Origin of the sequence: methane-oxidizing endosymbiont of Gigantopelta aegis (assembly GCF_016097405.1) — a bacterium.
GTDB lineage: Bacteria > Pseudomonadota > Gammaproteobacteria > Methylococcales > Methylomonadaceae > Methylomarinum.
The window spans coordinates 1-21,256 of the sequence record NZ_JAEHGD010000001.1 but is presented as its reverse complement, the minus strand read 5'-3'; the positions used below and the strand labels follow the sequence as shown (position 1 = coordinate 21,256).

Sequence of the window (21,256 nt, the reverse complement as noted above, 5' to 3'; positions counted from 1 at the left end):
ACTCATGTTGTTTATACAGATTAAAGCGTATAATGCGTTTTTTTTGTGTTTAAGCTGATAAACGAATGGCGCAATATATTTATTCTATGAATCGGGTGGGCAAAATTGTCCCTCCTAAAAAACATATCTTAAAAGATATTTCCCTATCCTTCTTTCCGGGTGCAAAAATTGGTGTACTGGGCTTAAATGGCTCAGGTAAATCCACCTTGCTGCGCATTATGGCTGGCATCGATAAAGAAATCGAAGGGGAAGCGATACCACAAAAAGGGATTAATATCGGCTATCTGCCACAGGAACCTGAGTTGGATCCTGAAAAAACCGTCCGCGGTAATATTGAAGAAGCTGTTGCCGAAGTTAAACAAGCACTTGCCGACCTGGACAAAGTCTATGCCGCCTATGCTGAACCTGATGCTGATTTTGACAAGCTGGCGGCAGAACAAGCCCGGCTAGAAGACATCATCAACGCACACGACGGGCATAACCTGGATCGGACACTGGAAATTGCCGCCGACGCGCTGCGGCTACCGGACTGGGACGCCGATGTCACCAAACTGTCGGGTGGTGAAAAACGGCGGGTTGCCTTATGCCGTTTACTGTTATCCAAGCCCGATATGTTGCTGCTAGATGAACCAACCAACCATCTTGACGCCGAATCGGTCGCCTGGCTGGAACGCTTTCTGCACGATTACACCGGCACCGTGGTCGCAGTCACACATGATCGCTATTTTCTGGATAATGTTGCCGGTTGGATTCTGGAACTGGATCGTGGCATGGGTATTCCGTGGGAAGGCAATTATTCATCCTGGCTGGAGCAAAAAGAAAAACGACTGGAGCTGGAAGAAAAACAGGAAAATTCCCGCATCAAGGCCATGAAAGCGGAACTGGAATGGGTACGCTCCAACCCCAAAGGCCGTCATGCCAAAAGCAAGGCGCGACTGGCTCGCTTTGAGGAACTTTCCTCACAAGAAGCCCAAAAACGCAATGAAACCCAGGAGATTTATATCCCACCTGGCCCGCGCCTGGGCGATAAGGTCATCGATGTCGAACATCTGAAAAAAGGCTTTGGCGACCGTCTGCTGATCGACGATTTGAGTTTCAAATTACCGCCAGGCGGCATCGTCGGTATTATTGGCCCGAATGGTGCTGGTAAAACGACGTTGTTCAGAATGATGGCCGGCGAAGAGCAGCCCGATGCGGGTAAAATTGAATTCGGCCCGACTGTTCAGCTTGCCTATGTTGACCAAAACCGGGATGACCTTGATCCGAACAAAACCGTGTGGGAAGAAATTTCCGATGGCCTCGATACGATTACCGTCGGCAATTACACCACGCCGTCGCGCGCCTATGTCAGCCGCTTCAACTTCAAAGGCTCGGATCAGCAAAAGCGCATTGGCAACCTATCGGGCGGTGAACGCAACCGGGTTCACCTGGCCAAGTTATTGAAAAGCGGCGGCAATGTCTTGTTACTCGATGAACCAACTAATGACCTGGATGTGGAAACCCTCAGAGCGCTGGAAGAAGCCTTGCTGGCTTTTCCGGGTTGCGCCGTGGTGATTTCACATGACCGCTGGTTTCTGGATCGTATCGCCACCCATATTCTGGCATTTGAAGGTGACAGCAAAGTCGTCTGGTTCGAAGGAAATTTCGCCGATTACGAAGCTGACAAGATTAAAAGACTGGGTGCCGATGCCGAAAACCCGCATCGGATCAAGTACAAGAAAATCGCTTAACCATTATCTCTTACTCTGTCCGTTCTCGTATTCCTATGTGGCTGCATGGGAATACAGATCGGCTTTATTGCCTCTTCCCACTCTCTTCAAAACACAAACCATTTTCTACAGGCGAAAAAAAACCGGCTGGGATGTTGCTTCCCAGCCGGTTTTTTAATCTTTCCGCTTTTAACAAGCGGAATAGATTAGATCACAGTCACATTTTCTGCTTGCGGTCCTTTTTGACCTTGTGTGACATTGAATTCTACGGTTTGACCTTCGTCCAGAGATTTGTAGCTGCTATCGCCGCTAATAATATTTCTGAAATGTACGAAAACATCAGGGCCTGACTGTTGTTCAATAAAGCCAAAGCCTTTGTCAGAGTTAAACCATTTAACGGTACCAGTTGTAGTAGACATAATAAGTCCTATATAAGAATTTGAATAAAGCCTAAGAGTTCGCTCTAAAAGGCTAAGTAAAGCAGATAATTTTGAAATTACGAAATGAAGAACAGGACGAGAAACTACAGGAGCAACATCGAATGGACAAAACAAAGGTAAATCATATTTTCTAGCTTCCGCTTATTATAAGCGGATAAATGCTTTTGTCAATTTTATTTTCACATCCTCGCAAATGTTTTTAAAAAGGGCAAGTCGAAAAACGCTTGGCAACACCGTAATATCTTTCGAAAAGCCCTTATCCCTCAAATCAATCGCCATCGATTAAGCGACCAATGCCGCCTAACACCGAGCCCTCACCCTGATCGCCACCACCATGACTTGGCGCATTGGCAATAATACGATCAGCCATACGGGAGAAAGGCAAACTTTGTAGCCAGACTTTGCCATGACCTTGTAACGTCGCCATAAACAAGCCTTCTCCACCAAACACCATACTTTTAAGATTGCCCGCACGCTCGATGTTGTAATCCACCGAAGGCTGAAAAGCCACTAAACAGCCGGTATCCACACGTAATGTACCACCATGCAGTTCCTTTTCGATAACCGTGCCGCCAGCATGAATAAACACCATACCATCACCGCTCATCTTCTCCAGAATAAAGCCCTCGCCACCAAAAAAGCCGACCCCTAAGCGCTTAGTGAAGGCAATGTCCAGTTTCGTACCCAGCGCGGCACATAAAAAGGCATCCTTCTGACACAATAATTCACCCCCTATAGTACTTAAATCGATGGGGATTATGCTTCCGGGGTAAGGCGCTGCAAACGCCACATGACTCTTGCCAGCGCCGTTATGTGTAAAATGCGTCATAAACAAGGATTCGCCGGTAATAGCCCGTTTACCGGCATTGAATAAGGCGCCTAACAGCCCCTTTTCCGCCGCTGAACCATCACCCATTTTAGCTTCAAAGCTGATGCCTTCTTCCATATAGGTCATAGCCCCCGCCTCGGCAATCACGGTTTCCCCCGGGTCTAACTCCACTTCAACCATCTGCATTTCATGTCCGAAGATTTTATAATCTACTTCATGGCATCGTCTGCTCATCGTTTTCTCCTGCTATTTCTATACTTGAGATGACATCTATTTTCAGATGCTTTTCGTCCAAACAACCACTCTAATATTGATAGATTATAGACTATAGGTCACAGCGGGTAGTAAACTACACACTGTTTTTATTATCGGATGCAGCCATGTCGACACCACATTATGATGTTATCGTTATCGGTGCAGGCCCTGCCGGCTATGTTGCGGCTATCCGGGCCGCTCAACTCGGCCTCAAAGTCGCCAGTATCGATGACTGGCAAGATGCACAGGGCCGACCAAGTTTAGGCGGCACCTTTATCAATGCCGGCTGTATTTCCTCGATGACACTACTGGAATCGGCGCGGATTTATCACACCCTGACGCATGATTTAAACGAGCATGGCATTCAGGTCGGTGATATTCAGCTTGATGTCGGTAAAATGATCGACCGCAAACACAAAACCATCGCCCTGTTAAACCAACAAATCCAGGCTATTTTTAAAAACCTGAATATCGATTGCTATCATGCACATGGCAAACTGATCAGTAATCATCAAATTGAGTTGGTTTCACTCTCCAGCCAAAACACATCATCGGTTTTGGAAGCCGAACACATTATTCTGGCGACAGGTTCCAGGCCGATAAAACTCGACTGCGCCCCGCATTGCCATGATTTAATCATCAATATCCATCAAGCGCTGAATATGACCGAAGTCCCTGAACGGCTTGGCATTATTGGTGCCGGGATTATTGGTCTGGAACTGGGTGAAATCTGGAATCGGCTAGGCTCTGAAGTTATTTTACTGGAAGCCCAAGAGAATTTTCTGACGGCGCCGGATCACCAAATCGCCCAGGAAGCGTATTTGATATTCTGTCAACAAGGTTTGGATATTCGCCTCGGTACGCGCGTCATATCCAGCCAGGTTGCCAATGACCGAGTGATTGTTGAATACGAAGACAGTGAGGGAACGCACACTCTGGTTCTGGATAAACTGATTGTCGCCTCCGGCAGACAGCCAAATTCCGATAAGCTGGTGAGCGATGAAATTGAGCTGTTACTGGATGAAAATGGCTTTGTTCATGTCGATGAAAACTGCTGCACCAGCCTGCCCGGTGTCTATGCCATTGGTGATTTGACCTTGCTGGGGCCAATGCTGGCTCACAAAGGCATCGAGGAAGGTATTTTTGTCGCTGAATATATTGCTGGCAATCATAATCCCATCAACTACAACGTTATTCCTAGTGTCATTTATACCGATCCCGAAATCGCCTGGGTCGGTCAAACCGAACAAGCCTTAAAAGCTATTGGCGAAAACTATAATGTCGGCCTGTTTCCGTTTAAAGCATCGGCCCGCGCCTTATCTATGGGAAAACCGGAAGGCTTTGTCAAAATCATTACTCAGGCTGAAACCGATCAAATTCTCGGCGTCCATATTATTGGGCATCAAGCCTCAGACTTGATTGCCGAAGCCGTTCTGGCGATGGAATTTTCGGCTAGCGCGGAAGATTTAGCACGTACAATTCATGCCCACCCTACTATTTCCGAAGCCCTGCATGAGGCCGCCTTATCCATTGCCAATCGCTCTATCCATTTACCACCACAAAAAATCTATTGATGCGATACACCATTATTCCTGTCACAGCTTATCAACAAAATTGCAGCATTCTAAGCTGCGACAAAACCAGCAAAGCCGCCATTGTCGATCCAGGGGGTGATATTCCCAAAATCATCGATGCCCTAGAACAACAACAGACAACGCCTGAAATTATTTTGGTCACCCACGGTCATATGGATCATATCGGCGCGGTCAAAAAACTGGCCAACCAACTCGATATTCCGATTTTCGGCCCCCATATCGATGATGAATTTTGGATACAGTCACTAGGGGCTGTTGCCATTTCACATAGGTAACCATAAAAAGGCGCAAGCCAGAGCGATAGAGCCTTCAAAATTTCGTTTGAGTTTGTCATATCGCGTGGCGATCGCTCTGAAATGCTTAAGTCTTGCAAACACATTTTCAACGAGATGGCGATATTTGTAGAGACACCAATCCATTTCATCATTTCCCCGAGTTGAATTCTTTTTTTTCTTGGGATAACAGGAACAGCCCCTTTGTCTTTAATTTGAAGACGTAATGCTTCACTGTCATAGCCTCTGTCAGCAACTATATAGTCACCTTTTGGGAGCTCTGCAACTAATTTCGGTGCTTCTTTACAGTCATGAACTTCGCCGCCTGTCACTGAGAAATGAATAGGAAGACCACAGGCATCAACGGCCATATGAATTTTACTGGTGTTCCCGGCGACAGATTTCCCTATCGCTGTTTCTTGTTCACAGGCCGCACCACTATTATGCTGATGTGCTTTCACAATACTCCCATCAATAAATTCCCATTCCAGGTCTGGATCAACAACCAGGGCGTTAAAAATACCCATCAGTTTTTCTTTACGAGACCAGTCATTGAATCGTTTATATACCGCATTCCAATTACCAAAAGCCGTGGGTAAATCTCTCCAGGGACAACCTACTCGCAAGCGATAAAAAATACCTTCGACTGTTTTTCGAAGACAAGGTTTGTCATAAATTCCCATTTTCAACATAATTATCTTCAGTTTCTCCCAAAGTTCATCCGTAAGCAGTTGTCGCGGCATAGTTTGCTTGTTTTTGAGTCAAAATAAACAATCTATGTGGCGGAGTTATTGAATTTCAAGGGGGATTTTCAAAACGGCAACAGCCCCTAGAACAGCAATGTCAATTATTTAACTTTCCACCGTCAGAACCATTTATGCCGGATCGCTGGCTAAGCGATGGTGATGAGATTCAATTTGGCCAAACCAAATTACAGGTTATCCATTGTCCCGGCCACACACCTGGCCATGTGGTGTTTTACCAACCAGAATCAAAACTGGCCATCGTTGGCGATGTTTTATTCAATGGTTCAATTGGGCGCACCGATTTCCCGCGCGGTAATCACCAGGATTTGATTGACTCGATTCAGCAAAAACTGTTTCCACTCGGCCCAGATATTGCCTTCATTCCTGGGCATGGCCCAATGTCAACCTTTGGCCAGGAAATGAAAAACAACCCTTACGTCGCAATTTAATCCATATGAATAACCCATTACCTTCTCGTCCTCACAAACTCAGTTTTACCTATTTATCTCAGGAAGACTTGCTCGATGCCGGCTGCTTTGACCTCAGGATGGCTATCGAAGTCGCCGAAAAAACCATGCTCGCCTTCGAAGACCATCGCATTCTGTTTCCTGAAAAAATTGTCCAAATTTTTGACCCGGTCAGCCAAGATCGCATCAACTGTCTGCCCGCCACGTTGCTAGATGAAAAAATATGCGGTATGAAATGGGTTTCGGTTTTTCCGCGTAATCCGCAAAAATATGATATGCAGAACTTATCGGCCTTATTTGTCCTGTCAGAAATTGAAAAGGGCTTCCCTATCGCCGTGATGGAAGGCACTCTAGCATCTAATATGCGGGTTGCAGCCATGGGTGCAATTGCCGCCAAACACTTGGCTAAAAAAGACAGTCACAACATTGGCTTTATCGGCGCGGGCGAACAAGCAAAAATGCACCTTCTAGCGATGAAAGTCGTGCGCCCCAGCTTAAAACAATGTCGCGTCTCGGCCAAAACTGCGATTGAAGAAGAAATCTTTATCAATGAATTATCCCCCATTCTGTCGGATATAGAATTTATTGCCTGCCATACTTCAGCCAAAGAAGCTATGAACGGAGCGGATATTTTAGTCACCGCGACCAGCGCCCAGGCCCCTTTATTGAAAGCTGAATGGATGAAGCCCGGCGCTTTTTACAGCCATATCGGCGGCTGGGAAGATGAATATGAGGTCGCCCTGCAATGCGACAAAATTGTCTGTGACGATTGGGATACCGTGACCCATCGCACCCAGACCTTGAGCCGCATGTTCAAAGAAGGGCTGCTATCACATAATGATATTCATGCCGATTTACATGAACTGGTCTCCGGCCATAAACCCGGTCGCACCTCGGATACTGAACGCATCTATTTCAATGCCGTGGGTCTAGCCTATGTCGATATTGCGTTGGCACACGCCATGTATCAGCGCGCTAAAACGGCTCATATTGGCCAGGAATTGAAACTGCAAGAATCCATGGTCTTTGAACATGAACACATCCTCAGTAAAATCAGGCTTTAATCATGTTTAAACCGTTAACGTCAACTGCTGACAAGCTCACCGAGATTTTCATCAATGGCCAACCAGCCCGCGTACAAAGTGGCATTTCCGTTGCCGCGGCCGTACTCGGTCAAAATCTCCGCTATACCCGCAGCACACCGGTATCCGGCGCCAAACGTGCCCCCTTTTGCCTCATGGGTGTGTGTTACGACTGTTTGATGGTAATTGACGGTATCCCTAACCAACGCGCTTGCACCACGTATGTCAAAGACGGTATGCACATAGAGATTCAGGACAAAACCGGCTGCTTGCCCAGCACAGGAGAACACACGGGTGAATGAACATTATCCACTGGTTATTATTGGTGCAGGGCCCGCCGGACTTGCAGCCGCAACACTGGCCACAGAACAAGGCCTGGAATGTGCCGTACTTGATGAACAACCAACCCCGGGCGGCCAGATTTATCGCAATATCGAACATATTCCTGAAAAAACAGCCCAACTGTTAGGCCCTGACTACAGCTATGGCCGTCACCTGGCAGACGCATTTCGATACTCCGGTGCCGCCTATTTTCCAAAAACGCGCGTCTGGTCCCTCAATGCTGCGCGAGAAATCGGCTTGACCCACAACAATCAAAGCCGAATTATCACAGCCGATAACATTCTAATTGCAACCGGCGCCATGGAACGCCCTATTCCTTTTCCTGGCTGGACCTTACCGGGTGTCATGCAGGCTGGTGCCGCCCAAATTTTGTTAAAAACAGCACAACTCATCCCTGAGCAGCCGGTTGTAATTGCAGGCTCCGGCCCCCTGTTATTATTACTTGCTTGGCAATATAGTCGTCTCGGTGTACCTATCGCAGCTATTCTCGACACCACCCCTTTCGCCAATATAATCAATGCATTACCATTATTGCCCAAAGCCCTGCCCGCCTATTCTTACCTGCAAAAAGGCTTAATCCTGCAACAGGCGCTAAAACAGGCAGGTGTACCCACGATAAAAACGGTGCAACACATTCAGGCCACAGGTCATGAGCATATTGAAGCGGTAAGCTATCAAAAAAATGGCAAAACCTATCACATCGAAACCGACTTGCTGTTAACGCATTTTGGCATCATTCCTCATATCTGGCTGACGCAAGCGGCCAGTTGTCAGCATCGGCTTTGTTGCATAAATCATAAGGATCCCCATATTATAGGGCATGGACAAGAAAAAGAAACAACGCTACAAACTAAAGAATTGGTCGAATTACAATCAAGCCTTGATCAATCGAGGTTCATTAACCGCTAAATGTCAACCAACCTGTCGCATTTTTTGCAATAATTTACGAAATGAATTTTATTAAGCTGCTTGACATTCTGTTGTGTTGAAATTTTCCTTATCCGGATTAAGATAAACATGGCCAATGGGCGTTAAATTTCGTGTTTGTCGTCCATTCCATCGCTCTGGATTGTCTCTTTTTGCTTGCTCGATGACTCGTTTTCTTTTTCGAGTACGGCGCTGTCTAAGCCGTTATGGCGTTGGTTGGGTGTTACAAACTTGAGCGCACTGTGTTGATGTTCATTGTTGAACCAACAAACGAAAGCTTCAACCCAGTTCCTGGCTTCGCTTAATGTTTTAAAAGGGTTTTCTGGAAAGGTATGATGATATTTGACTGTTTTAAATAACGATTCTGAATAAGGATTATCATTACTGACACGAGGTCTGCTGAACGACGTGGCAATGTCTAAATCGACCAATTTGGCCCTTAATGTTGCGCCTTTCATCGGACTGCCGTTGTCAGAATGTATCACCAATTGCTTTTTGTCGATGTTTTCCCGGCGAGCGATATCTTCGATCAAATCAGCAGCGTGTGCGCTTGATTCGGCATCATGAACTTGCCAGCCTACGATTTTCCGACTATAGATGTCCATCACCATGTAGAGGTAAAAATACTGCCCTTTGACGGGGCTTAATAAATACGTAATATCCCACGAGTAGATTTGATTGGCCTGTGTGGCTTTGAGTGACTGCGGTTTATTATGCTGACCTGCGGCTCCTTTAGCTCTTGCTTAAGCTGGTTGTGGGCTTTCATGACACGATAAAAGGTTGATTCTGATGCGAGATAGCAGCCCAAATCCAATAACCTCGGAACGATTTGATGCGGCGTTAAAGCGCTGTATTCCGGTTTATTAATCACGGTGATGATTTCTTGCTTGATGGCCTCGGATAATTGATTGTGCACAGGCGCTGTATTGTGCAGTCGTAGGTCTTCTGAGAGTCCTTCTCCCCGGTTCCAACGCTGATAGGTTCGAGCTGATATACCCACCAGTTCACAGGCTAATTTCTGCCGCGCTCCATTGTCAACGGCTTCATCAATGAGTGCGCTGTAGTGTTGGCGATCTGAGTAGGCGATTAATCGGCCGCCTTTTCCCCAGATCGCTTGGCACTTTTTTGATAACACCAGTAAAGCCGCTGTTTCTGATAACGCTTTCTCTTTGCGGTTTAGCTCCTTATGCAAACGCTTGTTTTCTTGTTTGAGTTTTGTTTGCGCCTGTTTATATACGGATTCTGTTGATTTAGATTCTGACAAAAATTCCGCTTTCCAGGTATTTAGATGATGTAAGTAGATGCCTTGTTCACGACAATAGGCGCTAGCCTGATCATCGGTGAGATGATGACAATGAACAATGGCTTCAAAACGTTCTACTGTATTCCAATCTTGAGGGCTTTTTTCTTTTGACATGTTTGACTCTGTTTTTTCGAGTTGATTTTTCTTAGCTAACCGAATCCATTTTTGAAGTGTGGAGTAACCCACACCTAAAGTAACTGCAATTTGCTTTAGCGATTGTTCTGGTCTTCTGGATAATGCTTTTTCTACTGATTGTACTTTAAATTCCATCGCTGCGCCCCCAATAAACGTATCCAGACCATCCGGCAAACGGGAAATGATTTTATCCAGGCCAAACAAGCGTGACAGCTCAATGGCATCATCAATGGCGTCATCTTCCCGATATAAGGTCATATTTTCGAGAATAGTGCCTTCGACCAGTACGCCATATTGCGGCACAATGGCTGTGCGGGCGCGTAAAAATTCGGCATCAAACTCACGGAGTGAATGGCCATCAATGTTGATGGAGCCACTCACCGGCAACAAAAAACCGGATAATAAATTGATCAACGTGCTTTTACCAGCCCCATTGTGGCCGGTTATGCCAATGGTTTCGCCCGCTTTTATGGTTAAAGAAACATCGTCTAACAGCCATTTTTCTTGCTCGGGATATTTAAAACAAACATTTTCCAGTTCGATTTCCCCCTGTAATTGGTTCGTCGATTTGATCTTGCCGGACACTTCCATATCCAGGGCAAACAATTCATTCACTTTGTCGATGGCCAGCCTCACCGCCTGAAATTGTATCCAGACATTCATGGCTTTAAGCCCCGGTTGTAACACCCGGCTGGTCAGCATGGTGCCCGCCGCCAGCGCCCCGACGGTGAGTTGCTCGTTTACCACATAAACACTGCCGATTCCAACAAACAAAATTACCGCCAATTGGGAAAAAGTCGCCCCCACGCCTTGCACCAGACTGTTCAGCCGACTGAGTTCATAAACACTCTCAGCCGATTGTAGTTGCAGTTTTTCATAACGCCGCAACATAAACGGTTCCATCGCCATAGATTTCACCGTGTGGATTCCCTGTAAAATTTCAATGATAAAATTCTGCCTCCGATCCTCCATGACTGAGCGTTTTTCCAGAGCCTGGTGGAGTAAATTACCCGTTTTGATGGAAACCAGTATAAATACACATAACAGCACTAGGGGAATCGCAATCAAGGGCCCGGCGATCATGCCCACCAGAATCAAAAATAAAATTGCAAAAGGAAAATCCATTAGCAGCAAAACAGATTGACCGGAAAAAAATTCCTGAATTTTTTCCAGCGCATAAATCTTGTCGATGTAATAGCCAATCGGCTTTTTATCAAAATCCTGAGATTTGGCGTGCAGAATTTTATCAATGGCTTTGAGGCTGATTTCATGGTCAAAACGGGCGCTTTCCCAACTCATCACCAAAGAGCGCAAGATTTTCAACACACAATCCAGCACAATCACCACGAGCATGCCTAAAATCAGCACCAAAAAAGTGTCATGGGCCTGGTGTGGAATGATTCGGTCATAAACTTGCAAAATGACGAAGGGCAAAGCCAACGCCAGAAGATTGATCAATAATGACGAAACAATCACTTCAGGTCTTCGCCAGAGTTTTGGCAGTGAAATGCTTTCAGGCAATGTCGCGACTCCCGGTTTTTAAATATTGGTTCGAAAAAGCATAGTTCAAAAACAAAAAACTTACTAAATTTGTGTGATTGATATCTAAAAATTCAACGTCTGAATTTTTGAGAAAGTGTTTTTGGGATTGATTGCTCATTTTCATGAGATAACGATTGCTAGACTCGGTACAAGATTTTTATTCCAGCCGAAAAGTCACTGATCGTATCAATGACTTGATGGCATATTGTTGAAAGGTTCCGTTATGGCAAATAAAACCAATAATCAAAATGGCATCGATCAGGATTTTGTTTTTTCATCCGTACAAACAAACAAGAAAACAGAGGAACTCTTTGATTCGTCAGTTTCCAGCTCAGAACATCATGAAGAATTGTTTCTGCAAAATATCTTTATGCCCGGTGCAGCCAATGATTTACAAGCTGCCAATAATGAGCATTCTGCCTTCAAGCTTAAAGAAAATAACCGCTATTCCTTTAATGATGATCCTGTAAAGTATGAAAGCCAAACGCTTCACCCAGCGAATTTGGCTATTGATAATCAGACATTTGATATGACTGAGCCATCAGTATCGGATTCTATAGTAAGCATTACCTTCAAGAGCTCGCAGGATACACTACGATCCAATCATTTTGTATTGGAGCATGACGGAGTTGCTTTAAACTATGTCCCGGCAACGGCATTTAAGCCGCAAGAAAGCATGGTAAGCTTTGCCGATCAAAAGTCGCCAAACGCAATTCAGCAACCAGAAATTTACCTTACTCCAAAGAGTTCAGACTCTGAAAATCATAACTCTGAAGCCGGCAAGGTGGGCTTAGGCACCATTGAAGAAGATACCGCGATCAAATTTGAGGCCAAAGCGTTACTGGAAAATGCTCCGGATTCCGATGGCGACAACAAGCTGGCAGTAGTGGATGTCTCGGTGGATGAGAAATTCGGCTCAGTGGAATACAGCACCGACCGGGACAGCAATATCGACACTATTAAGTTTACGCCGACCGAGAATGTTCACGGCGAAGACATCCCGCTGAACTTTGTCGTCAGCGACGGCCAAGTCAAGGTCGAAGGCAGCACGGTAATCAATGTTGAAACAAGTAGAATTGATGAAACCAGTCAAAATGACATATTAAAAGGAACATCTTCCAGTGAGCAAATTTTTGGGTATGAGAGCAATGACCACCTGACCGGTGACGAAGGCAATGACACCCTCAGCGGTGGTGCCGGTAACGATGTCATCGATGCCCGGGGCGTAGTTGACACCGTAAAAGGAGACGACGGCAACGATACCATCTATGTCGATGGACAGGACCAGATTGATAGTGGAGAGGGTTTTGACAGCGTCAATTATCGCAATGCCCAAGAAGGAATCCGTACCGACAAGCAGGAAAACGTCGAACGAGTATTCAACTCAGACTACGATGATGTCACCCAAGGCAATGACCAACTGTATGGCTATGCGGGAGATGACACCATCAGTGGCGGCGCAAGCAATGATACGATTTCTAGCGGTGAAGGCAATAACATTATTACCGATGGTGCCGGTAGAAACAACATCAACGCCGGATCTAGCGATGACCGCATCAGCATTACTGAAAGCGATGGCAACAGTGGCCGGTTTGTACTGAAAAACCTCCAGACTGGTGAAGCTAACTACATTTACGATGATGTTGAAACCATCCAGATCAAAGACGGCCAGATCGACACCTTTACCGACGGTAAGCCGGCGCCTGAGTTAGTCAATGAGAAAAGAAATACCAGCACTGATTCCAATCAAGAATACAGTAAGGAGCAAGCTAAGGGTGACGATCAGGATGAAAACCTGAAAGAGGAGCGTTTAGCACAAAGTGACTCTGATGATCACGAAGACGATAAAGAGTACCGTAAGCTGCATGATGAGAAGCAAGCTAAGGGTGATGATCAGGATGAAAACCTGAAAGAGGAGCGTTTAGCACAAAGTGACTCTGATGATCACGAAGACGATAAAGAGTACCGTAAGCCGCATGATGAGAAGCAAGCTAAGGGTGACGATCAGGATGAAAACCTGAAAGAGGAGCGTTTAGCACAAAGTGACTCTGATGATCGCGAAGACGATAAAGAACGCAGTAAGCCGCATGATGAGAAGCAAGCTAAGGGTGACGATCAGGATGAAAACCTGAAAGAGGAAGAGCAGTTTAAAAGCGATTCAGGTGATCATGGAGAGGAAAGCAGTGGTTTCCCTATGTCAACATACCTGTCGCCTAGAAATTTTAAATCAGGAGACAAAAATGAGCGTATTTAGCCAAGAATTTAAAGTACAATCAGTAGAAAAAGCATTATCCAGAAGACCAGAACAATCGCTAAAGCAAATTGCAGTTACTTTAGGTGTGGGTTACTCCACACTTCAAAAATGGATTCGGTTAGCTAAGAAAAATCAACTCGAAAAACAGAGTCAAACATGTCAAAAGAAAAAAGCCCTCAAGATTGGAATACAGTAGAACGTTTTGAAGCCATTGTTCATTGTCATCATCTCACCGATGATCAGGCTAGCGCCTATTGTCGTGAACAAGGCATCTACTTACATCATCTAAATACCTGGAAAGCGGAATTTTTGTCAGAATCTAAATCAACAGAATCCGTATATAAACAGGCGCAAACAAAACTCAAACAAGAAAACAAGCGTTTGCATAAGGAGCTAAACCGCAAAGAGAAAGCGTTATCAGAAACAGCGGCTTTACTGGTGTTATCAAAAAGTGCCAAGCGATCTGGGGGAAAAGGCGGCCGATTAATCGCCTACTCAGATCGCCAACACTACAGCGCACTCATTGATGAAGCCGTTGACAATGGAGCGCGGCAGAAATTAGCCTGTGAACTGGTGGGTATATCAGCTCGAACCTATCAGCGTTGGAACCGGGGAGAAGGACTCTCAGAAGACCTACGACTGCACAATACAGCGCCTGTGCACAATCAATTATCCGAGGCCATCAAGCAAGAAATCATCACCGTGATTAATAAACCGGAATACAGCGCTTTAACGCCGCATCAAATCGTTCCGAGGTTATTGGATTTGGGCTGCTATCTCGCATCAGAATCAACCTTTTATCGTGTCATGAAAGCCCACAACCAGCTTAAGCACAGAGCTAAAGGAGCCGCAGGTCAGCATAATAAACCGCAGTCACTCAAAGCCACACAGGCCAATCAAATCTACTCGTGGGATATTACGTATTTATTAAGCCCCGTCAAAGGGCAGTATTTTTACCTCTACATGGTGATGGACATCTATAGTCGGAAAATCGTAGGCTGGCAAGTTCATGATGCCGAATCAAGCGCACACGCTGCTGATTTGATCGAAGATATCGCTCGCCGGGAAAACATCGACAAAAAGCAATTGGTGATACATTCTGACAACGGCAGTCCGATGAAAGGCGCAACATTAAGGGCCAAATTGGTCGATTTAGACATTGCCACGTCGTTCAGCAGACCTCGTGTCAGTAATGATAATCCTTATTCAGAATCGTTATTTAAAACAGTCAAATATCATCATACCTTTCCAGAAAACCCTTTTAAAACATTAAGCGAAGCCAGGAACTGGGTTGAAGCTTTCGTTTGTTGGTTCAACAATGAACATCAACACAGTGCGCTCAAGTTTGTAACACCCAACCAACGCCATAACGGCTTAGACAGCGCCGTACTCGAAAAAAGAAAACGAGTCATCGAGCAAGCAAAAAGAGACAATCCAGAGCGATGGAATGGACGACAAACACGAAATTTAACGCCCATTGGCCATGTTTATCTTAATCCGGATAAGGAAAATTTCAACACAACAGAATGTCAAGCAGCTTAATAAAATTCATTTCGTAAATTATTGCAAAAAATGCGACAGGTTGGTTGACATTTAGCGTCACCAAAAATTCATTGTCGCAAGTTGTTGATGGATGTTGAATGGTGTTTTGTAGGTGCTTCAGTAGAGTAAGAAGTCTTCTGGTTGGTTCTGGTAATACAAAGAGGTAGCAATATGGATGGGAAGCAGCTAAAGAAAGTTTCTTATTATGCACCAAAATAGTTCATTGCGCACCACTTTTGCGCATAAACAACATTAGTTGCATTTCTCCAACAATTCTCTATAATTCAATATAAGCATTATCTTAAGGTAGCTTTAACCTTATTTTTAATGTACTTATAAAGACCTTGGAGAAATCTTATGAAAAAAACAGTACTATTGCCTTTAGCCGCTGGCGCTTTGCTTGCCGGTGGTTCAGTTCATGCTGAAGGCGCAATTGAAGCGGCTACAGGCGTTAATATCAATGAAACTCAGGCGATGAAAAATCTTGGCCTGGAATTTGGCGGCTGGGTTAATGGCGGCGTGACCTATGCTTCCCATAGCAACCCTAGTGGTAATAATGGTGCCATTCCTTTTGGCACAGATCGCGTTAATGAATTCCAATTGAATCAGGCTTATCTGTATTTGGAAAAAGCGGTTGATACTAGCGGTTCTAGCTGGGATATTGGTGGCCGAGTTGATTTTATGTTTGGTACTGATGCACCTTCAACCCAGGCTGCTGGATGGGACAACCAAATCTTGAGATCCGGCTCAGGCTATCCTGCTAACATCCGGGATTTCAACCAATATGATCTTGCTTTCCCACAGGCCTATGTTGAAATTTTTGCCCCACTGGGTAATGGCTTAACGGTAAAAGCAGGTCACTTCTATACCATTATTGGTTATGAAGTCGTGACTTCGCCAGACAACTTCTTTTATTCACACGCCTATACCATGAACTATGGCGAACCATTCACTCACACAGGTGTTTTAGCGACTTACCAACTCAATGACAATTGGTCTGTCACGGGTGGTGCTGTTGATGGCTGGGATAACTTCCGTCAAGATGGTGGTGATTGGAGCTTCCTAGGCGGTGTCAACTGGGGCAGTGATGATGGCCGCTCATCTTTAGCTATCTCACTGATCACCGGTGAAAATGGTAATGATTCAGTAGGCCAAAACACAACAATGTACAGCATTGTTTTTTCCCATGATTTCAGCGACAAACTGCATTATGTCTTCCAACATGATTTTGGCATTCAGGAAGATGGCAATGCGCCTGGTGATGATGCTGACTGGTATGGTATCAACCAATACCTGACTTACGACATCAATGATAAACTGGCGGCTGGCCTGCGTGCTGAATGGTTTAGTGACCGTGGTGGCCGAATCCCCACAAAAACTCAAACTGGCAATTGGTTCGGTGCCAACTACTACGCCATTTCAGCTGGTGTCAACTATGCGCCAGTATCCTGGTTAAAATTCCGCCCAGAAGTCCGTTATGATTGGGCCGATACTAATGGTGCCGGTACTGTCTTCGGTGGCAACAAAAATGAGCAAGTGCAAGTTGCAGCGGACTTTATCATTACTTTCTGATTATTCATCGGTGCATCGCCTTTGATGAAATCTTTAAAGCCCTCAGTTATGATTAAAACATAGCTGGGGGCTTTGTTTTTTATGGCATATTGGATTATTTGATGGTATCGTTATACCGCTTATAACTCTCAATAATACTTACGTACAACACAGGAGATTTGGACTCATGTCAGTAGACAACGTTTTAAAAATGATCCAGGAAAACGACATTAAATTTGTTGATTTCCGTTTTTGCGATACCCGCGGAAAAGAGCAACATGTCACTTACCCGGCCCACACCATCGATGAAGACACTTTTGAAGAAGGCAATATGTTCGACGGTTCGTCAGTTGCTGGCTGGAAAGGCATTAACGAATCTGACATGATTCTGATGCCTGACCCATCAACTGCAGTCATCGATCCATTCTTCGATGACAACACCCTGATTTTGCGTTGCGATATCATTGAACCTAAAGACATGCAAGGCTATGCACGTGACCCACGTTCCATTGCCAAGCGCGCTGAAGCTTACATGAAATCTACGGGTATTGCCGACACGGCTTTTTTTGGCCCGGAAAATGAATTTTTCGTATTTGATGATGTGCGCTGGTCCAGCACCATGGGAAGCTGCGGTTACCAAGTTGATTCTGAAGAATCACACTGGAATTCCGAGAAAGTCTATGAAGATGGTAATATCGGCCATCGACCTGGCATTAAAGGCGGCTACTTTCCAGTACCACCTGTCGATTCCTTACAAGACATGCGCTCTGCCATGTGTCTGGTGCTGGAAGAAATGGGCCAAACCACTGAAGTTCATCACCATGAAGTGGCAACTGCTGGCCAGTGTGAAATCGGTTCCAAGTTTAATACCCTGGTCAACAAAGCCGATGAAGTGCTGGTGTTAAAATACGTGGTACAAAATATTGCCCATGCTTATGGAAAAACAGCAACCTTTATGCCTAAGCCATTAGTGGGTGATAACGGTAACGGTATGCATGTTCACCAATCTTTGTCCAAAGATGGCGTCAACCTGTTTTCTGGCGACCTGTATGGCGGCCTATCCGAAACAGCATTGTTCTATATTGGCGGCATCATTAAACATGCTAAAGCTCTGAATGCATTTGCCAATGCATCAACCAACAGCTACAAGCGCCTGGTCCCTGGTTTTGAGGCACCTGTGATGTTGGCTTACTCCGCTCGCAACCGTTCCGCTTCTATTCGGGTCCCTTTTGTTAACAATCCAAAAGGCCGCCGCATCGAATTGCGTTTTGGTGACTCTACCGCGAATCCATATTTGTGTTTCTCAGCTATGCTGATGGCTGGACTCGATGGCATCCAAAACAAAATTCACCCTGGCGAAGCCATGGATAAAGACCTTTATGATCTTCCACCCGAAGAAGAAAAAGCAATCCCTCAGGTTGCTTTCTCATTTGACGAAGCATTAAAAGCATTAGATGAAGACCGTGAGTTCTTGACCCGCGGTGGCGTATTCTCTGATGATGCCATTGATGCTTATATTGCATTGAAGACCGAAGACGTTCAGCGCCTGCGCATGAGTACGCACCCGGTTGAATTTGATATGTACTACAGCCTGTAATAGCGCCCTGCCTTCATTGCAAGCAGAAACGCCCCATTATGGGGCGTTTTTGTTTCCACCCTCTCAATTTTTTCTATTTTCCCAGCCGCCCTTTCCTTGGAATATGAGCAATATTCTCACCTAACCCCAGATTTTGTTTTGTGGCATTATAGTTGCTTGTATTTTCTATCACCGTATCGACTTTGCGCTTATGCTTGAAAAAAAAATTCTAGATCATCTAAATGAAGCTATTTTATTGTTTGACCGACAATTAAAGCTGATTTATATCAATTCCGCTGCAGAAATTTTATTTGATGACAGCGCTAAGCATTTAATTGGAAAAACTGCACAAAGCTTACTAAAACCGCGTAACCCTGCTTTTCTCAGCACGCTTGAACATTGCCTTAAAACCCAAGAGCAATTCATTGACCGAGAGCTCCCGCTTAATCATACTGAACATAGCCGGATGGTTAATTTCAGTGTGACCCCCATTATTGAAAACGAACAACTTGATTCTGTTTTACTTGAACTCATTGCAGTCGATAATCATCTACGAATCACTCGCGAAGAACAACTTCTTGCCCAACAAAATACCGCAAAAATGCTCGCGCGAGGCTTGGCTCATGAGATTAAAAATCCATTAGGCGGCCTGCGTGGTGCCGCACAATTATTAGAGCTTGAATTAGATGCCCCTGAGTTAAAAGAATACACTCAGATCATTATCGCAGAATCTGATCGCTTACAGCAGCTGATCGATAAAATGCTAGGCCCGAATAAACCCGCACAAAAATCACCCATGAATATCCATCAGGCATTGGAGCGTGTTAAACAACTTCTAAGCGCAGAATGCTCGAAAAATATTATTTTTAGCGCCGATTATGACCCCAGCATTCCGGAAATAAAAGCTGATATGGATCAATTAATTCAGGTTTTCCTTAATATTGCGCGTAACGCGGTTCAGGCCTTGCCAGAAGGTGGAAAAATTATATTTAAATCACGTATACAGCGCTGGATCACCATCGGCCGCCAACGCTATAAACTGTGTGTAAAAATCGATATTATCGATAATGGCCCGGGCATTCATCCTGATATTATCAGCCAAATTTTTTATCCTATGATTACCGGACGTCCCGAAGGAACCGGACTTGGTCTTTCAATCGCCCAATCGCTGATCCATCAGCATCAGGGGTTTATCGAATGTGATAGTCATCCGGGTTACACACGCTTTTCTGTATTCTTACCTTTGGAGAATAATGAATAATATGAGCACTCATACTATCTGGGTTGTTGATGATGACAAATCCATTCGCTGGGTACTAGAAAAGGCTTTACAAAAAAACGGCTTCAATACACGCTGTTTTAGTCATGGCAATGATTTAATGACGGCTCTACAACATGAAGACCCCGATGTATTAATTACCGATATTCGTATGCCCGGGATTAGTGGGCTGGATCTGACACAAGCCATCAGAGACCAATATCCTGAACTTCCAGTCATTATCATGACCGCCCACTCAGATTTAGACAGTGCCGTTTCAGCATTTCAACATGGCGCTTTTGAATATTTACCCAAACCCTTTGATCTGAACATAGTTATTGATAAAGTCAGGCAAGCCTGCGCAGCACGCAGGCAGAACACTACAGAATCGTCTCTACCTTCTCAACAACAGTTGCCAGAAATAATCGGCGAATCGCCTGCCATGCAGGAGGTTTTTCGTGCCATCGGCCGGCTTGCACGTTCACATATCACCGTGTTGATTAATGGAGAGTCTGGAACGGGTAAAGAACTGGTTGCCCAAGCATTACACCGCCATAGTCCACGTGCCAAATATCCCTTTATTGCGTTAAATATGGCCGCTATTCCAAAGGACTTAATGGAATCAGAACTATTTGGTCATGAGAAAGGCGCATTTACCGGTGCGCTCAGCCGCAGATCAGGCCGTTTTGAGCAAGCCAACCGTGGCACCTTATTCTTGGATGAAATTGGTGACATGCCGATTGAGCTGCAAACACGTTTGTTACGCGTTCTTGCAAACAACGAGTTTTATCCTGTCGGTGCCCACATCCCGACTAAAGTTGATGTCAGGATCATTGCAGCGACCCATCAAAACCTTGAGCAGCTCGTTGCTGAAGGCCGTTTTCGAGAAGATCTATTTCATCGACTTAATGTTATCCGGGTGCATATTCCGCCATTACGAGAACGCAATGGCGATATTATTTTACTCATGCAGCATTTTCTGCAAAAAAGTGCAGAAGAATTGCAAACCGATATAAAAATCCTGACACCTGAAGTTGAAACCTTTTTAAAGTCCTTGGACTGGCCAGGTAATGTCCGACAACTTGAAAACCTATGTCGTTGGTTAACGGTAATGGCGTCAGGCCGTCACATTCATTTACAAGACCTCCCTCCCGAACTCAAATCACCTCCAGTGCAAACCAATGCAAACAACGAGCTAATAGAAGATTGGCAATATGCCTTTAAACAATGGGCGATACAAAAATTGGCTCAAGGAGAGACTGACCTTGCCAAACAAGCCATTCCAATTACCGAAGCAATATTAATCAAAGCTGCTCTTGCTCAAACTCATGGCAAAAAAAATGAGGCTGCCAAGCTTTTAGGCTATGGCCGCAATACCTTAACTCGTAAACTGAAAGAACTGAATATTTCAACCTCATCATAGAGCTCCGC

18 protein-coding genes and 1 pseudogene are annotated in these 21,256 nt (G+C 45.0%); 14 read left to right on the top strand and 5 right to left on the bottom strand.

Annotation, left to right across the window (positions count from 1 at the left end; genetic code table 11):
- Positions 1-65 precede the first annotated feature (65 nt).
- The gene (gene ettA / locus JEU20_RS00095) at positions 66-1,730 is read left to right on the top strand and encodes an energy-dependent translational throttle protein EttA (protein WP_198242877.1); all 1,665 of its coding nucleotides are present in this window, start codon (positions 66-68) and stop codon (positions 1,728-1,730) included.
- Between the two features lie 185 nt (positions 1,731-1,915).
- Here ettA and JEU20_RS00090 read toward each other — a convergent pair whose 3' ends face one another.
- Both JEU20_RS00090 and JEU20_RS00085 read right to left on the bottom strand, forming a co-directional pair.
- The gene (locus JEU20_RS00090) at positions 1,916-2,128 is read right to left on the bottom strand and encodes a cold-shock protein (protein WP_198242875.1); all 213 of its coding nucleotides are present in this window, start codon (positions 2,126-2,128) and stop codon (positions 1,916-1,918) included.
- Between the two features lie 289 nt (positions 2,129-2,417).
- Positions 2,418-3,212, bottom strand: coding sequence for a TIGR00266 family protein (locus tag JEU20_RS00085; RefSeq protein WP_198242873.1), 795 nt, complete (start codon positions 3,210-3,212; stop codon positions 2,418-2,420).
- Positions 3,213-3,358: 146 nt separating this feature from the next.
- Here JEU20_RS00085 and lpdA point away from each other — a divergent pair, with 146 nt between their 5' ends.
- Positions 3,359-4,807, top strand: a complete 1,449-nt coding sequence (lpdA, locus tag JEU20_RS00080; RefSeq protein ID WP_198242871.1) for a dihydrolipoyl dehydrogenase — start codon at positions 3,359-3,361, stop codon at positions 4,805-4,807.
- Positions 4,807-5,103 carry an MBL fold metallo-hydrolase gene (locus JEU20_RS00075; RefSeq protein WP_198242869.1) on the top strand — a complete coding sequence of 99 codons (297 nt, stop codon included), beginning with the start codon at positions 4,807-4,809 and terminating at the stop codon, positions 5,101-5,103. Before lpdA ends, JEU20_RS00075 begins: the two co-directional genes overlap by 1 nt.
- Here the strand turns inward: JEU20_RS00075 and JEU20_RS00070 are convergent.
- A protein-coding gene (locus JEU20_RS00070; protein WP_198242867.1) for an IS5 family transposase occupies positions 5,092-5,843 on the bottom strand; the annotation gives its coding sequence in 2 pieces (ribosomal slippage) (positions 5,092-5,277 and positions 5,280-5,843; 750 coding nt in all). The two genes, JEU20_RS00075 and JEU20_RS00070, sit on opposite strands and share 12 nt — an antisense overlap.
- Positions 5,844-5,929: 86 nt before the next feature.
- Here JEU20_RS00070 and JEU20_RS00065 point away from each other — a divergent pair.
- The 4 genes and pseudogenes from JEU20_RS00065 to JEU20_RS00050 form a co-directional block, all read left to right on the top strand.
- Positions 5,930-6,295, top strand: a pseudogene (locus JEU20_RS00065) (MBL fold metallo-hydrolase); the annotation flags it as partial.
- 5 nt (positions 6,296-6,300) lie between these two features.
- Positions 6,301-7,377: an ornithine cyclodeaminase family protein gene (locus tag JEU20_RS00060; RefSeq protein WP_198242863.1), complete on the top strand. Its 1,077-nt coding sequence runs from the start codon at positions 6,301-6,303 to the stop codon at positions 7,375-7,377.
- Positions 7,378-7,379: 2 nt separating this feature from the next.
- The gene (locus JEU20_RS00055; RefSeq protein WP_198242860.1) at positions 7,380-7,697 is read left to right on the top strand and encodes a (2Fe-2S)-binding protein; all 318 of its coding nucleotides are present in this window, start codon (positions 7,380-7,382) and stop codon (positions 7,695-7,697) included.
- The gene (locus tag JEU20_RS00050) at positions 7,690-8,646 is read left to right on the top strand and encodes an NAD(P)/FAD-dependent oxidoreductase (RefSeq protein WP_198242858.1); all 957 of its coding nucleotides are present in this window, start codon (positions 7,690-7,692) and stop codon (positions 8,644-8,646) included. Before JEU20_RS00055 ends, JEU20_RS00050 begins: the two co-directional genes overlap by 8 nt.
- Positions 8,647-8,768: 122 nt before the next feature.
- On the opposite strand, the gene JEU20_RS15715 is transcribed toward JEU20_RS00050, so the two are convergent.
- Both JEU20_RS15715 and JEU20_RS15710 read right to left on the bottom strand, forming a co-directional pair.
- Positions 8,769-9,323: a DDE-type integrase/transposase/recombinase gene (locus tag JEU20_RS15715; protein ID WP_425356698.1), complete on the bottom strand. Its 555-nt coding sequence runs from the start codon at positions 9,321-9,323 to the stop codon at positions 8,769-8,771.
- Complete coding sequence (locus JEU20_RS15710; protein ID WP_425356664.1) at positions 9,308-11,623, bottom strand: ABC transporter transmembrane domain-containing protein; 2,316 nt, start codon at positions 11,621-11,623, stop codon at positions 9,308-9,310. The genes JEU20_RS15715 and JEU20_RS15710 overlap by 16 nt, the downstream gene beginning before the upstream one ends.
- 244 nt (positions 11,624-11,867) lie before the next feature.
- Here JEU20_RS15710 and JEU20_RS00030 point away from each other — a divergent pair, with 244 nt between their 5' ends.
- The 7 genes from JEU20_RS00030 (at position 11,868) to ntrC (ending at position 21,248) form a co-directional block, all read left to right on the top strand.
- Positions 11,868-13,898: a calcium-binding protein gene (locus tag JEU20_RS00030; RefSeq protein WP_198242856.1), complete on the top strand. Its 2,031-nt coding sequence runs from the start codon at positions 11,868-11,870 to the stop codon at positions 13,896-13,898.
- Positions 13,885-14,094 carry a transposase gene (locus JEU20_RS15705; RefSeq protein WP_425356663.1) on the top strand — a complete coding sequence of 70 codons (210 nt, stop codon included), beginning with the start codon at positions 13,885-13,887 and terminating at the stop codon, positions 14,092-14,094. Before JEU20_RS00030 ends, JEU20_RS15705 begins: the two co-directional genes overlap by 14 nt.
- Complete coding sequence (locus JEU20_RS00025) at positions 14,055-15,440, top strand: IS3 family transposase (protein WP_425356662.1); 1,386 nt, start codon at positions 14,055-14,057, stop codon at positions 15,438-15,440. The genes JEU20_RS15705 and JEU20_RS00025 overlap by 40 nt, the downstream gene beginning before the upstream one ends.
- 357 nt (positions 15,441-15,797) lie before the next feature.
- Entirely contained in the window at positions 15,798-17,012 is a 1,215-nt protein-coding gene (locus JEU20_RS00020; RefSeq protein ID WP_198242854.1) for a porin, read from the top strand.
- A 166-nt stretch (positions 17,013-17,178) separates the two neighbouring features.
- Positions 17,179-18,588 carry a glutamate--ammonia ligase gene (gene glnA / locus JEU20_RS00015; RefSeq protein WP_198242852.1) on the top strand — a complete coding sequence of 470 codons (1,410 nt, stop codon included), beginning with the start codon at positions 17,179-17,181 and terminating at the stop codon, positions 18,586-18,588.
- A gap of 190 nt (positions 18,589-18,778) precedes the next feature.
- Positions 18,779-19,828 (top strand): nitrogen regulation protein NR(II), encoded by a 1,050-nt coding sequence (glnL, locus tag JEU20_RS00010; RefSeq protein WP_198242850.1) that lies wholly within the window; start codon positions 18,779-18,781, stop codon positions 19,826-19,828.
- Positions 19,821-21,248 (top strand): nitrogen regulation protein NR(I), encoded by a 1,428-nt coding sequence (gene ntrC / locus JEU20_RS00005; RefSeq protein ID WP_281066755.1) that lies wholly within the window; start codon positions 19,821-19,823, stop codon positions 21,246-21,248. Before glnL ends, ntrC begins: the two co-directional genes overlap by 8 nt.
- Positions 21,249-21,256: the final 8 nt, after the last annotated feature.

What these genes read in the sequence shown, in the direction of transcription:
- ettA (WP_198242877.1), top strand. Translation starts at nt 66, where the DNA reads ATGGCGCAATATATTTATTCTATGAATCGGGTGGGCAAAATTGTCCCT.
- JEU20_RS00090 (WP_198242875.1), bottom strand. Translation starts at nt 2,128, where the DNA reads ATGTCTACTACAACTGGTACCGTTAAATGGTTTAACTCTGACAAAGGC.
- JEU20_RS00085 (WP_198242873.1), bottom strand. Translation starts at nt 3,212, where the DNA reads ATGAGCAGACGATGCCATGAAGTAGATTATAAAATCTTCGGACATGAA.
- lpdA (WP_198242871.1), top strand. Translation starts at nt 3,359, where the DNA reads ATGTCGACACCACATTATGATGTTATCGTTATCGGTGCAGGCCCTGCC.
- JEU20_RS00075 (WP_198242869.1), top strand. Translation starts at nt 4,807, where the DNA reads ATGCGATACACCATTATTCCTGTCACAGCTTATCAACAAAATTGCAGC.
- JEU20_RS00060 (WP_198242863.1), top strand. Translation starts at nt 6,301, where the DNA reads ATGAATAACCCATTACCTTCTCGTCCTCACAAACTCAGTTTTACCTAT.
- JEU20_RS00055 (WP_198242860.1), top strand. Translation starts at nt 7,380, where the DNA reads ATGTTTAAACCGTTAACGTCAACTGCTGACAAGCTCACCGAGATTTTC.
- JEU20_RS00030 (WP_198242856.1), top strand. Translation starts at nt 11,868, where the DNA reads ATGGCAAATAAAACCAATAATCAAAATGGCATCGATCAGGATTTTGTT.
- JEU20_RS15705 (WP_425356663.1), top strand. Translation starts at nt 13,885, where the DNA reads ATGAGCGTATTTAGCCAAGAATTTAAAGTACAATCAGTAGAAAAAGCA.
- JEU20_RS00025 (WP_425356662.1), top strand. Translation starts at nt 14,055, where the DNA reads ATGTCAAAAGAAAAAAGCCCTCAAGATTGGAATACAGTAGAACGTTTT.
- JEU20_RS00020 (WP_198242854.1), top strand. Translation starts at nt 15,798, where the DNA reads ATGAAAAAAACAGTACTATTGCCTTTAGCCGCTGGCGCTTTGCTTGCC.
- glnA (WP_198242852.1), top strand. Translation starts at nt 17,179, where the DNA reads ATGTCAGTAGACAACGTTTTAAAAATGATCCAGGAAAACGACATTAAA.
- glnL (WP_198242850.1), top strand. Translation starts at nt 18,779, where the DNA reads ATGCTTGAAAAAAAAATTCTAGATCATCTAAATGAAGCTATTTTATTG.
- ntrC (WP_281066755.1), top strand. Translation starts at nt 19,821, where the DNA reads ATGAATAATATGAGCACTCATACTATCTGGGTTGTTGATGATGACAAA.